At 68.3% G+C, this 13,011-nt stretch carries 12 protein-coding genes; 2 read left to right on the top strand and 10 right to left on the bottom strand.

The features are described 5' to 3' along the window. Window positions 1–100: 100 nt before the first annotated feature. The 5 genes from V5F26_RS18445 to ribB form a co-directional block, all read right to left on the bottom strand. Entirely contained in the window at window positions 101–1,279 is a 1,179-nt protein-coding gene (locus tag V5F26_RS18445) for an ABC transporter permease (protein WP_394947141.1), read from the bottom strand. A gap of 20 nt (window positions 1,280–1,299) precedes the next feature. Next, entirely contained in the window at window positions 1,300–2,292 is a 993-nt protein-coding gene (locus V5F26_RS18440; RefSeq protein WP_394055709.1) for an ABC transporter ATP-binding protein, read from the bottom strand. A 19-nt stretch (window positions 2,293–2,311) separates the two neighbouring features. Then, window positions 2,312–3,229: a polyprenyl synthetase family protein gene (locus V5F26_RS18435; RefSeq protein WP_394947142.1), complete on the bottom strand. Its 918-nt coding sequence runs from the start codon at window positions 3,227–3,229 to the stop codon at window positions 2,312–2,314. 351 nt (window positions 3,230–3,580) lie between these two features. Then, window positions 3,581–4,405, bottom strand: coding sequence for a DUF1194 domain-containing protein (locus V5F26_RS18430; RefSeq protein ID WP_234051762.1), 825 nt, complete (start codon window positions 4,403–4,405; stop codon window positions 3,581–3,583). A gap of 228 nt (window positions 4,406–4,633) precedes the next feature. Then, the gene (gene ribB / locus V5F26_RS18425; protein ID WP_234051763.1) at window positions 4,634–5,944 is read right to left on the bottom strand and encodes a 3,4-dihydroxy-2-butanone-4-phosphate synthase; all 1,311 of its coding nucleotides are present in this window, start codon (window positions 5,942–5,944) and stop codon (window positions 4,634–4,636) included. A gap of 217 nt (window positions 5,945–6,161) precedes the next feature. Here ribB and V5F26_RS18420 point away from each other — a divergent pair, with 217 nt between their 5' ends. Beyond that, window positions 6,162–6,725 carry an HXXEE domain-containing protein gene (locus tag V5F26_RS18420; RefSeq protein WP_234051764.1) on the top strand — a complete coding sequence of 188 codons (564 nt, stop codon included), beginning with the start codon at window positions 6,162–6,164 and terminating at the stop codon, window positions 6,723–6,725. Here the strand turns inward: V5F26_RS18420 and aroC are convergent. After that, window positions 6,715–7,827 (bottom strand): chorismate synthase, encoded by a 1,113-nt coding sequence (gene aroC, locus V5F26_RS18415; RefSeq protein ID WP_394055702.1) that lies wholly within the window; start codon window positions 7,825–7,827, stop codon window positions 6,715–6,717. The genes V5F26_RS18420 and aroC overlap by 11 nt on opposite strands. Before the next feature lie 160 nt (window positions 7,828–7,987). Here aroC and V5F26_RS18410 point away from each other — a divergent pair, with 160 nt between their 5' ends. Continuing rightward, window positions 7,988–9,301, top strand: coding sequence for a hemolysin family protein (locus V5F26_RS18410; RefSeq protein ID WP_234051766.1), 1,314 nt, complete (start codon window positions 7,988–7,990; stop codon window positions 9,299–9,301). A gap of 450 nt (window positions 9,302–9,751) precedes the next feature. On the opposite strand, the gene V5F26_RS18405 is transcribed toward V5F26_RS18410, so the two are convergent. From V5F26_RS18405 to fabI, 4 genes are all read right to left on the bottom strand, one after another. Beyond that, complete coding sequence (locus tag V5F26_RS18405; protein ID WP_234051767.1) at window positions 9,752–10,504, bottom strand: hypothetical protein; 753 nt, start codon at window positions 10,502–10,504, stop codon at window positions 9,752–9,754. A gap of 342 nt (window positions 10,505–10,846) precedes the next feature. Beyond that, window positions 10,847–11,449 (bottom strand): histidine phosphatase family protein, encoded by a 603-nt coding sequence (locus V5F26_RS18400; RefSeq protein WP_234051768.1) that lies wholly within the window; start codon window positions 11,447–11,449, stop codon window positions 10,847–10,849. Window positions 11,450–11,615: 166 nt separating this feature from the next. Then, window positions 11,616–12,131, bottom strand: coding sequence for a hypothetical protein (locus V5F26_RS18395; protein WP_394055698.1), 516 nt, complete (start codon window positions 12,129–12,131; stop codon window positions 11,616–11,618). Between the two features lie 35 nt (window positions 12,132–12,166). Then, window positions 12,167–12,994 (bottom strand): enoyl-ACP reductase FabI, encoded by an 828-nt coding sequence (gene fabI, locus V5F26_RS18390; RefSeq protein WP_234051770.1) that lies wholly within the window; start codon window positions 12,992–12,994, stop codon window positions 12,167–12,169. Window positions 12,995–13,011: the final 17 nt, after the last annotated feature.

Raw genomic sequence — 13,011 nt, 5'->3', positions numbered from 1 at the left:
AGGCGAGCCCTCGAAAGGGATGCTGTCGCGAAGGGCGTGGGGACGGCCGCGCGAGGCAATTCGCGGGTTCACGGATGGCAACCGGCGGGCTGGGCCTGCCTTAAAACATTCGTGCTGCGCGGTGGGTCAGCCAAACCGCGGCAAGACCACCCGCCAGCGCGAACGCCAGCAGCACCGAAAGCGGCAAGACGAGCACTTCGGCCGTTGCGCCACGCCACAGGGCATCCTGATAGGCCTCGATGCCCCAGGCTGTCGGGGTCAGCTCTCCCAGGCGCTGCAGCCAGTCGGGCATGAGGACGCGCGGAGCGATGGCGCCGCCGGCCACGGAGAAGAGCAGCACCAGGATCATCGAAAGGGCCCGCACTTGTTGCCGGGTGCGGCAGGCCGCCGCCAGCGCGAGCGCCACCCCGGCCGCCGCTGCCGCACAGGCGAGGGACACCAGCAGAAAGGCCGACAGGTGGGCGGTGACGCCCACCCCGTGGACCAGCTGCGCCACCGTGAACAGCACGACCGCCAGGGCGAGCCCCTGGAGCACCAGAAATGCGAACTTGCCCAACACCAGCGCGCCGAGGCCGCCTGGTGTCATGAGCACACGGTCGAACACCCCGCAGCGGCGCTCCTCCACCAGGCTCGCGGCCCCCCGCAGGGCCGCGACCAGCAGGAAGAGCAGGGTGATGGCGGCGGCATAATAGATGACGCCGGGCTGCGCCTGCGCGCGTGACACCGCCTGGTTGGCGATCAGCGCGCCGCCGCCGTTGGCGGCCCGTTCGGGCGCGCGGGCCATGGCCTCCTTCAGGCGCCGTGTCTGCTCACTGCTGAAGGGGCCCGTCAGCTCCTCAATCTGCATGGCCGCGCGCGACAGTGTGGCGGCAGGAAACGCGGCGTCGAACACGGCGTGGATGCGCCCCATCAGCACGGCGCCCGCCAGCGCGCGTCCGGGATCGGTGATGACCAGAAAGGGCGGCTCAGGCGTGGCCACGGCGGGGTCATCCCGCACCACCAGGCCCACATCCACGCCGCCCGCCTGCACCTGGGCCTCGACCTGCGCGGCGGCGTCAGGGCCCGTGAGGAGGGTCAGGCGGGTGCCGGGGGTGGCCGCCAGTGCGTCGAGGACGGCAGCAGCGGTGGGTGCGTCGGAGAGGCGGGCGGCGGCCACCGAGAGGGAACCGGCACCGCCGGCGCTCTCCGCAAAGATGGCGGCGAACAGCAGGAACAGCAGCGGCGGCAGAATGAATGTCGTGATCAGCGCGCCGCGATCACGAAAGAAAGACAGCGCCATGGCGCCCATCACCGCGCCCATCACGCGTCCCGACCGGTGATGGCGCCGTAGATGGCGGCAAGCCCTGCGGTTCTCAAGGTGAGCGCGCGCGGCGGCAGGCCCAGGGAATCCAGGCGCGACAGCAGCTCGCTCACCGCCCGTGGGGAATCGGAAATGAGGCCGTGCGCATGCGCCCCTTCAACCGTGAAGCCCAAGGCCGAAAGGAACCCCGCCTGAAGCTGCGAGGGCGGGGTGCTGAAGGCGAGCTCCACCAGCCGCCGGTGGGCGAAATCCTGGGCGGCGAGGGTGCGCACGGCGCCTTCCAGGGCCAGTCGTCCGGCCTTGAGAATGGCGACGCGTTCCGCCACCCGCTCGGCGAGCTCGAAATCCTGGGTGATCAGCAGAACGCCCAGCCCTTCGCCCGCGAGGGTTCGCAGCAGGCTCACCAGATCCTCGCGCCCGAGGGCATCCATGCCGGCGGTGGGCTCGTCGAGCAGCAACAGGCGCGGGCGCCCCACCAAAGCCGCTGCGAGATTGGCGCGCCGTTGCCACTCTTCGGAAAGGCGATCAATGCGCTGGTCCTGCCGCGCGGCGGTTCCGGTGCGGTCCAGGGCCTGGGTCACGCTCTCGCGGACCTCTCTCAGGCCCAGGCCCGAGAGTTCGGCGAAGATGGAGAGGTTTTCGGCGATCGTGAGCGTGGGGTAGAGGGCGATGTCCTGCGGCACGAGGCCGATTTTCCCCCGCGCCTCGGCGCGGGTGACGGGAACACCGCAGATCCGCACCTGCCCGGCGCGCGCCGGCAGGCGGCCGCAGATGGCACGTACCAGGGTGGACTTGCCCGCTCCGCCGGGGCCCATCAGCACCGTTATGCAGCCTGCCGGCACGGTCAGGTCCACGTTGTGCAGCACCCGAAGTCGCCCGTAACCGGCGTCGAGCCCGGTCACCGCGAGCGCGGGTTCTTCGCCCGCCGCAGGCGGCGGACCGGCCGGCGGGGGCTCCGGTGGCTGCACGAGGCGCAGGTGCGAGGGGGGCATGGGCGCGCTCACGGCCGGCTCAGCATGGGCTGGCCTCCACCGCGTCGCCGAAGGCAGAGCGCAGGAACAGGCGCAGGGGCTCGTGGCCTTCGTCATTGGGGCCGAGGCGCCGCGAGGCGTCGCCGGCGCCCATCACGTGCTCGGCCAGCAGCTCGCGGGCGCGCGCCGCGCGCAGAGGGGCGCTGGGAGCGGAAGCATCGCGCGTGGCGTCGAGCAGGTGATACGCGTGCCCAACATGGCTGGCGAAAGAGATGAGGTGGGCCAGCCGCTCCTCGTCCAGCCGCGCCACCCGGCCGGCGAACTCGGCGGCGAGGGGGAACAGAAGGCTGCTCGTGCGCCGGCTGACCTCATCCCCGGTTGGTGCCGGGTGGCCGGTCGGGCGCAGATCGTCAAAGCGCACGCCGCACAGGCCGAGGGTGCCAACCGCCAGGGACAGGGAGGTCCCCGCCTGGAGCCGCACGCATTCCTCCACGCCGGGCGCATCCGCCACCACGCCAAAGGCGCGCGAGAGCAGGGAGATGGCGGCCAGAAGGGCCACATCATCCCCACAGCGCCCAACGCCAGCAGGCTGCGACTGGAGTCTCGCGGCGTGGTTGGTGCCGGGCAGGGTGTCCATGAGGCGGGAGGCCGCGTCGACCATCTCCAGCGCACAGCCCAAGTCGAGCACCGCGTGCTCCGACATGTCGAGCTGAAGGGCGGCGGCGATGGCGAGCAGGGGCGCCAGCCTCTTGCCCGGGCTGAGCAGAATGTCGCGCATGGCGGCATGCAGCGCCCCCGGGTGGAGGGCCGTCGGCGGCACCAGCTGGCCGAGCCGACGCTCAATTATCGCGTGCAGATAAGAGGGATCCGCGTCATGGAGCCCAGGCGGAGCACACTCGGCCGCGAGGGGAGAGGCTTCCTCCCGCGGGGCGCTGCCCTGGCTTGCCTTGTGCCTCATGACCGCCTGCTCTTCACGACCTTCGCCCGATGCCCGCGAACGCGCCGTCGACAGCTCGTCCGGGCCGACTTTAGATCATTCTCGCTGAACCGCTACTAGGGCATTTCCCCGTTTGCGGGGTGGGCGAAAGGCGTTAGCTGACTGCGCCGGGTAGCTTTCCTCGCCCCAGAAGCGCAGGAGACTATGCCATCGCGCACGATGCGGCCCGTGCGTTGCCGGTAACACCGCGGGAGGCGATGGGACGGGAGTTCGCCCCCTGAGACTTGTTCACGAGCCTTGCCCGTGAGCGCGCCCTTTTTGCTGGGAGGACGGCGCAGGTGCCTGAGCCCGTGGGGGGCGGCGTCGCGGGCCTCAATTGGCCCAGTGATCGAGCCACATCTTCTCGCCGATGGTGCAGGACACCCGCGGCTGGGCCGAGCTGGCGGGCACCACGAGGCTGGGCGCCGGCGGCGGCACCACGCCGGCCACCTCCATCACCAGCTTGGTTTTCACCGCGCGGGCGAACTCGGAAATATGCTCCACCGGAATCACGAAGGCGCCAGGGCCGCCGATGACGCAATCCTCGTAATAGAGATCAAGCTCGGGGGCATCCACGGCGGCGGCGGAGCCGCGCTTCATGACCAGCGGCAGGCCGTTCACGGTGATGCCGCGCTCCACCACCGAGTCACGCGCCACCACGACCGGCGGACCCTGGTTGTTCACGCCGTCTCCGGAAATGTCGATCACCCGGCGCAGGCCCCGAAAGCCGTTGAGGTCGAACTGGTCGGCGCTGTAGAGCAGGGCGCCCGAGATGGAGGTGCGGTAGACCCGGTGCAGCGGCGCGGCGCGGATGGCGTCCGCGAAGGTCTGGGCGGATTGCGGGCCGTCGATGAGCTGCCACTTCACCGCCACGTCCTGCTCGCTCTCGCCGGCCCATTCCACATAGACGACCGCGATGCGGCCATTGGGGCCCAGTCGCAGGGCTTCCAGGAATTCGGGGGAGGTGATGGCAGCGGCATAGCCGTCGCGCTGGAGGGCCTGCTCCTCGGTGTCCATGGAGTAGGAGATGTCCACCGCCAGGACCAGCTCCACATCCACCGGCAGGCGCCCGTCATCCGCCGCCGCGGGCCGCGCCTCCTGGGCCGCAAGGGCCAGGCCCAGCAGCCACGATCCGTACCACAGCCTGCGCGTCATCATCACCCATGCTCCCCTGCGTCGGGCATCCGCGACATGTCGTCGCGATGATGCTGACATCATCGGAGCGGGTGCAAAAGAGCTTAGCCGTCTCCCTTGGTTGCGCTGGTGCGGCGCAAAGGGGCATGAATGAAGGATTGCGGCCCGAAGAGGGAGTGTCGTGCCGTCGTCACAATCAGTTGAAGACAAGGCCCCTGCACGCCATTTGTGCAGGGGCTTCGTCTTTCGGCCTCACTGATCGAGGGTTTCGGTCTCGATGATCTCGATGCCGAAGCCGCCCAGGCCCACATAAGTGCGGGCCTTGGAGGCGAGCAGGCGGATGGAGACGATGCCGAGATCCCGCAGGATCTGGGCGCCCAGGCCCACCTCGCGCCAGTGGCGATCGCGCTCGACCTCGCTGGAGGTCTTCTCCCCCGCGCCCAAGGCGGAGGGGGGCACGCCGGCGGTGCCGTCACGCAGATAGACCAGCACGCCGCGGCCTTCAGCCTCGATGCGCTCCAGCGCCTTCTGGATGGACTTGCCGCCAGCGAAAGCGTCGGCGATGGGGTCCGCCCGATGCAGGCGCACCAGCACCTTCTCGCCATCGCCGATGCGGCCCTTCACCAGGGCCAGATGGTTCACCGAATCAAAGGGGGTGGTGAAGGAATAGCCCTGCAGCTCACCCACGCAGGTGGGCACGGGGAACTCGGCCGCCCGGGTCACCAGCTTCTCGCGCGATTGGCGGTAGGCGATGAGGTCGGCCACCGAAATGCTGGTGAGCTTGTGGGTTTCGGCGAACTCGGCCACCTGGGGGCCGCGCTTCACCGTGCCGTCGTCATTCACCAGCTCGGAGATGACGCCCACGGGCGGCAGGCCGGCGAGGCGGCACAGGTCCACCGCCGCCTCGGTATGGCCGGAGCGCATGAGCACGCCGCCCTCCTTGGCGATAAGCGGGAATACATGGCCCGGCCGCACGAAATCCGCCGCACCCATGTTGGGATTGGCGAGCGCGCGCACGGTGTTGGTGCGCTCTTCCGCCGAAATGCCGGTGGTGGTGCCGTGCTTCACGTCGATGGAGATGGTGAAGGCGGTGCCCAGCGGCGCGTCATTGTTCGACACCATGGGGTCGAGCCGCAGGCGCTTGGCCTCGGAGGGCGGCAGCGGCGCGCACACGATGCCGGACGTGTTGCGGATGACAAAAGCCATCTTCTCCGGCGTCGCCAGCGAGGCGGCGAGGATGAGGTCGCCTTCATTCTCACGGTCGTCGTCGTCGGTGACGACGATGATTTCACCACGGGCGAAAGCTTCGATGGCGGCCTGGACGCGGGCCTGGGTACTGTCGGTCACGGCGGAACCTCGCAGACTGAGCGGAGGAAGACCGAGGAAATCGTTGGGCGTCACCTCGTGGCCGGTGGCCTCTGCGATCCTCTCGGCCGTCTCGCGGGAGATCCAGGCCCTCTCGTCATTGCACAAAGCGGTGACGCTGGCGGGAGATAGCCCCACCTTGCGCGCGAACGCGCTGCGCTTTGTGCCGTTGCTCGAAAGCCATTCCGCGAGCTTCATGGGCTCAGCATAGCAGGGTGAATTTCAGTGACAATAAAATTTCTTGAAATTCAGCCATACTGAAATCCGGCCGGCGCTGCAGGGGATGCAGCCGGCTCCCAGAGCCTGAGAGAGCCCCGCGCGGCGGCTCGCGTCAAGGCTTGCGACCTCCACTTGCGATCCCGGCTTGCGATCCGTGAGCGGCGACGTCACTCTCAAGCTGAAGCGGAGGGGCGTCATGCAAAAGTGGCTCGCGGCCCATTGGGTCGCCGGTGCGGCCTTCATGTGTGGGGCGCTGCTGCTGGTGCTGCCCTTCACCGGTGGCGGGGCGGAGCGCATCATCTATCTCGCCGGGCCCGTCTATATGCTCCACCAGGTCGAAGAGCATCTGGGCGATCGCTTCCGTGCCTTCGTCAATGCGCGCGTGTTCGGCGGGGTCGAGGCGCTCACCGTGGCGGACGTGCTGTGGATCAACCTGCCCGGCGTGTGGGGAATCAACCTGCTGGCGCTCTATGCGGCCCATTGGCTGGCGCCCGGCTGGGGGCTGGCGGCGCTCTATCTCATCCTGCTGAACGGCATCGCCCATGTGGGCATGGCGGTGGGGTTGAAGGGCTACAATCCCGGCCTCGGCACCGCCGTGGTGCTGTTCATCCCGTTCGGTCTCTATGGCATCGCGGCGGTGCCGGGCACGCTGGCCCAGAACCTCTTCGGCCTCGCGGTGGCGGTGCTGGTGCACGCGGCCATCATGGTGGCCGTGAAGCGCAACGCCGCGCGGGGCCGCGCCGCCGCCCTCAGCGCGTGAAGGGCCAGTGGGCGCCTTCGCCCACCTGTCCGCGATGGCGCAACAGATGGTCGGCGAGCACGCACCACACCATGGCCTCACCCACCGGCACGGCGCGGATGCCCACGCAGGGGTCGTGGCGGCCCTTGGTGAACAGCTCCGTCTCCTCGCCGAACTTGTCCACCGTGCGCCGGGGTGTGAGGATGGAGGAGGTGGGCTTCACCGCGAACCGCGCCACCACGGGCGCCCCGGTGGAAATGCCGCCCAGGATGCCGCCTGCATGGTTGGCCAGGAATTGCGGGTGGCCCTCATTGCCGCGCCGCATCTCGTCGGCATTCTCCTCGCCGGTGAGGCGGGCGGCGTTGAAGCCCTCGCCGATCTCCACCGCCTTCACCGCATTGATGCCCATGAGGGCGGCGGCGAGGTCCGCGTCGAGCTTGCCATAGAGCGGCGCGCCGAGGCCCGCCGGCACCCCTTCCGCCACCACTTCCACCACGGCCCCCACGGAGGAGCCGGCCTTGCGGACCGAGTCGAGGTAGTCGGTCCAGGCAGGCACGGTTTCCGCATCCGGGCAGAAGAAGGGGTTGTTGCCCACCTCGTCCCAGTTCCAGCGGCTGCGGTCGATGGCGATATCGCCGATCTGGGTCAGCGCCCCGCGCACCGTGACGCCCGGCAGCACCTTGGCCGCGATGGCGCCGGCCGCCACCCGCGTCGCCGTCTCGCGCGCGGAGGAGCGCCCGCCGCCGCGATGGTCGCGGATGCCGTATTTGATGTCATAGGTGAAATCGGCATGGCCCGGCCGGTAGGCGCCGGCGATGTCGGCATAATCCTTGGAGCGCTGGTCCACATTCTCGATCAGAAGGGCGATGGGCGTGCCGGTGGTGACGAGGCCACCTTCCGGATGCTCCAGGGTGCCGGAGAGCACCTTCACCGCATCCGGCTCGCGGCGCTGGGTGGTGAAGCGCGAGGTGCCCGGCCGGCGCCGGTCGAGGGCGGCCTGAACCTCCTCCACCGTGAAGCGCAGATTGGGCGGGCAGCCGTCCACCACGCAGCCGATGGCCGGCCCGTGGCTTTCGCCGAAAGTGGTGACGCGAAAAAGCTGCCCGAAGGTATTGAACGACATGGCCCGACCTATTCTGCTGCGCCCGCCCCATAGACGACATCACGCCGATTGGAAACCATTCCGCCGCAGGTACGGTATTATAGTGCGTTAATGTCACTCTGAAGGTGCCATGGCACGCAAGAAGTGATAAGAGGAGGGGGACGGAGCCTCATTTCCCGCCATGCCTTTCCTTGAAATCCTCATCGTTGTCGCCCTGGTGCTGTTGAATGCGGTGCTTGCGGCGGCGGAGCTTTCCATTGTCTCGTCCCGGCCCGCGCGGCTGAAGACCATGGCGGAGCGCGGGCGCTCCGGCGCCCACGCAGCCTTGGCCCTTGGCGCCGAGCCGGGCCGATTCCTTTCCACGGTGCAGATCGGCATCACCCTTATCGGCATCGTGGCCGGCGCTTTCTCCGGCGCGGCCCTGGGCTCACAGCTGGGCGATGCGCTGCGTGATGCGGGCATGCCTGCGAGCGTTGCCGGGCCAGTTGGCTACACCGCCGTGGTGGCGGCCATCACCTACGTCTCGCTGGTGATTGGCGAGCTGATTCCCAAGCGCCTCGCTCTGCAGAACCCCGAACGGCTGGCCTGCATGGTGGCGCCGCTGATGGTCGGCCTTTCCAAGGTGTCCGCGCCGGCGGTGTGGCTGCTGGACGCCTCCACCCGCCTGGTGCTGCGACTGATGGGCGAGGGGGGCGACCGCGACAATGCGGTGACCGACGAGGAGATTCGCGCCATCATCACCGAGGCGGAGACGGCTGGCGTCATTGAGCCCGCAGAGCGTCGCATGATTTCCGGCGTGATGCGGCTGGCGGACCGGCCGGTGACCGCCATCATGACGCCCCGCACCGATGTGGAGTGGGTGGACATTTCCAAGAGCCCGGACGAAGTGCGTGCCGAGCTTCTCGAAACGCCCCATTCGCGCCTGCCCGCCTGCGAGGGCTCGCCGCAGGAGACCATCGGCGTCATCCAGGCCAAGCGCGTGCTTGATGCCTATCTGAAGGGCGAGAATCCCGATCCGCGCGATTTCGTGCAGCCGGCCCCCTTCCTGGTGGAGACGGTGGGCGCGCTGGAGGCCATGCGCATCCTGCGCGGCTCGGAAGTGCCCATGGGCATCGTCGTGGACGAATATGGCGACATGGCCGGCGTGGTGACCGGCTACGATTTGCTCGACGCCATCACCTCCACCGTGCCCGTGGACACCCAGACTGAGCGCCACATCGTGGAGCGGCAGGACGGCTCCTACCTGGTGGACGGCGACACGCCCATCGACGAGCTGATGGAGCTGATCGACGTCGAACTCCCGGTGGACGAGGGCTTCCACACGGTGGCGGGCTTCGCCCTGTCGCGCATCAAGGAGCTGCCCGAGGAGGGCGCGGTGTTCCACGCCCATGGCTGGCGCTTCGAAATCGTGGACATGGACGGCCGGCGCATCGACAAGCTCCTGGTCTCGCGCCCCCACGTGCTGCATCGCCAGAAGGTGGCCGGGTCGGAGTGAGGAAGGCCGCCGCGGGCGGTTGCGGTGTTCCGCGGCCCGCGGTCAGCGCCCGCGCGCTTGGCGGCGCCGGTTCGATGGCTGTCCTGCCGGGTTCGTCCTCGGCCTCCGTTGGTCTTCCCAGCTTGTGCCCGCCTTGCACCCCTCACCGCCGGGAACGCGGGCGAGGGCTTTTGCGGTGAGTTGAACGGACCGATTGGAAGGCTTCGGCAAGGGCATTTTCTGTTTTCGCGAAATCGGGAAAATGCGCTAGCCCTTTGCATTTCTGCGCTTTTCCAACACGCGCCGGCGTCCACCTCGCGCCAAGCGCTGTCACGGCTGCCGCACGCTTGGGGCGCCACCGCCCGGCGGATGGCTTGAAGGGGCCATCCCCTTCCCCGTTTGCGGGGAGCGGCGGGGCGGTGACGCCGCAATCCGCCCCTAAAATCGGCTCCATCGCGCTGGCCGGCCGTCTCAATCCCGTCGCGCGAGTGAGCGCAGGAAGCCCTCGTATTCCTCGGTCAGCTCCATATCCACGGCGAACGCATTCTTCAGGAGGATGTTGGCGATGAAGGCCTGGTCGTTCTTCGGATCGGCCAGGGTGTCACGCAGCACCGGCACGGTGTCCTCGATGTGCTTGAGGAAGGCGATGCCCTTTTCCAGGGTTTCGTTCCACTTGGCGCGGTGCCACAGGGCCAGCGGATACATGATTTCGCTCACGAAATTGGATTTGCGCGCCTTCTCGAAGAAGCGCAGGCCCGCGCTCCAATTCTCCTTGGCGCGCAGCGGCGGGGGCGGGATGTCGCCGAGCAGCATTTTTTTGCCCGCCTGGCCCACGAAATCATCCAGCGTCACCGGCGCGTCGATCTGGGAGCGGAAGTGCCACAGGGCGAAATTGCCCGGATATTCCTTGCCCATGGCCTCGATCAGGGCGGCTTCCACCTTGTCCACGGCGGCTTTGTCGCCCTTCAGCGCGGCGGTCATGCAGAAGGCGAACAGCGTGTCGTTTCCCACATTATGGACGCCGCCAGTCGCAAGCTGCTGGGGCGTGAGGGCAGGCGTCTTGCCGTCCACCGGGGCCACCGGCTCGCCGGCGCGCTGGGCCATGATGTAGGACGTGATCTCCAGCCACGGCATGTAATTGGCAATGAAGGCATCCGGGTCCACGTGCACGATGGCCAGATTGAGGGGCATCTTGCGCTTTTGCAGCTCGGCCATGTCTGTCATGGAAATCCCCTGAAATGTGAGAGCGTAGGGCAGAAAGAACGCAGGCGGGAAACGCGGGGCGAGGGCCCGGCCCGAGCGGAAGCGTCGCCTTCGCGACACCGCACGCGCGAACAAGTTGTCGCAGCAAGAAAAATGCCAAGGTGCTGCCGGTTCGCCCCGGCCTCGTGTGGGAGATGGCCTCCATGCGAATCGCAGGTGTCGGAAGCCAGGGCGGCGCCGCGCGCCGCACTCCACCTGACCCACCCATTGCTGTGGGTGCTCGCCCGCCGGCAGGCTGGGCCTTCGCTCAAAGCCGTGCGGGAGCCACGCCGCGCGCGCCACTCGACGGGGTGCGCTTCGCGCTCAGTCGGCCACGTCGAAGCGGCCGCCGGACACCACATAGACGGCGCCCTGGCGCACCGGCAGTACCGCGGCTTCTTCCGCGGGCATGCCGGCGAGCACGTGCAGCGCCGCGCGAATGACGCCGCCATGGGTGACGATCACGGCATCGCCCGGCAGCTCGGAAATCGCGGATGTCACGCGGCGGGAGAGATCCACATAGCTCTCGCCCTCGGGCGGCACGAAGCGCCACGGGTCGCGATCACGCTTGCGCACGGCGTCGAAATCCCGCCGGCGCAGCTCCGGCCAGGTCTGGCCCTCCCAGCGTCCGAAGGAGAGTTCGGCGAAGCGGATGTCGGTGGAAAAATCATGCGCCGGCAGGTCGAGGCTGGTGCGCAGAATGCGCATGGTCTCGGTGGCCCGCACCAGGGGGCTCGAAATGAAGGCCAACTCCTCCGGCGGTCCGGCGAGCTGATGCAGCACGCGCCCGACGCTTCCGGCCTGGATGCGGCCGAGCGCGTTGAGCGGCACATCCCGGCGCCCCTGCAGGCGACCGGCCACATTCCAGTCCGTCTCTCCATGGCGGACCAGAAAAAAGCGGTGCCTCTCATCGGAGGCGGGACTCATGCCGGCGGAAGCCGGGGCCGCCCCGACGGAGCCCCTCGGGTGGGTCGAAGAGATCATGGCCGCTGCCCCATCGGTGAAGACGCCGCTTGCTCGCAGGGGCGCGCGGAACCACGGAGTGGGCGAATCATCTGCACACGCGGCGCGGGGGCCGCTTTTGCCCAGGTCATCAGCGCGCGGGCACCGCGACGACGTGGTCGTACCACGCGCCGAGGGAGGGGTAGGTCACGCGCAAGGTCACGGTCTGGCCCGGGGCGCGGCGGCCCTTGTACTGCACCACGGCGCCCTTGGCCGGATGGCCGACGCACAGATTGGTGGCGCCGCCATCAATGCCGGTGGCGACGAAGCGGCCATAGCCCACGCTCACCTTCGCGCCAGGCGGGGCCGACAGCACCTTGATGGTGGGCACCTGGCTCTGCTGGCAATTGTAGTCGGACGTTCCCGCCGCGAAGATGCTGCCCTTGGGGAGCTGCGCCGCGGGGCCCATGCCGATCATGTAGGAAATGCCCGGCTGGCTGGGTGTCACATAGTTCGGGAAGAAAGCGCCGCCGGGACCGAAGACGCGATCCCGGAGCGGGTATTGCTCCAGGGTGGGCAGGCTCTGCGCGCCGGCGCAGGTCGCCGCCGCGCCCAGGGCGAGCGGGGTGGCGAGCGCGGCAAGGACGAGGCGCAGGGCTGTCCGCATGATCTGTCTCCTGTTGGCGCGCCGCGAGGGACGTCTCACTCCTTGACCAGAGCGAGATCCGGCGCCTCGGGATGCTTCATGCCAACGATATGATATCCGGCGTCCACATGGTGGATCTCACCGGTCACACCTCGCGACAAATCCGAAAGGAGGTACACGCTGGTGTCGCCCACCTCGTCGGTGGTGACGGTGCGGCGCAGCGGAGAGTTCAGCTCGTTCCACTTCAGGATGTAGCGGAAATCACCGATTCCCGAGGCGGCCAGCGTCTTGATGGGGCCAGCGGAAACGGCATTCACGCGAATCGCCTTGGGGCCCAGGTCGGCGGCAAGATACCGCACCGAGGCTTCCAGGGCCGCCTTTGCCACGCCCATCACGTTGTAATGCGGCATCCACTTCTCGGCGCCGTAATAGGTGAGGGTCAGAAGCGAGCCGCCATCGTTCATCAGCTTTTCCGCCCGCTTCGCGATGGCGGTGAAGGAATAGCAGGAGATGAACATGGTCTTGGTGAAATTGTCCGCCGTGGTGTCCACATAGCGGCCGTCGAGCTCGTCCTTGTTGGAAAAGGCGATGGCGTGCACCACGAAATCGAGCTTGCCGAACAGCTTTTCGGTTTCCGCGAACACCGCGTCCAGGGTGTCGGGCTCGGTCACGTCGCAATGGCCGACAAGGTGCCCGCCCAGCTCGGCGGCCAGCGGCTCCACGCGCTTCTTCAGCGGCTCACCCTGATAGGTGAGGGCGATCTCGGCGCCCGCTGCACGCGCGGCCTTGGCGATTCCGTAGGCGATGGATCGATTGTTGGCGACACCGAGAATCAGCCCGCGCTTGCCCTTCAGAAGACCGCTCGCGAAACCGTCCGTCGCCATTTGCCCATACTCCACAT

The sequence above is a fragment of the Xanthobacter variabilis genome, assembly GCF_043831965.2.
Taxonomy (GTDB): Bacteria; Pseudomonadota; Alphaproteobacteria; order Rhizobiales; family Xanthobacteraceae; genus Xanthobacter.
This window is presented reverse-complemented; position numbering and strand designations above follow the sequence as displayed.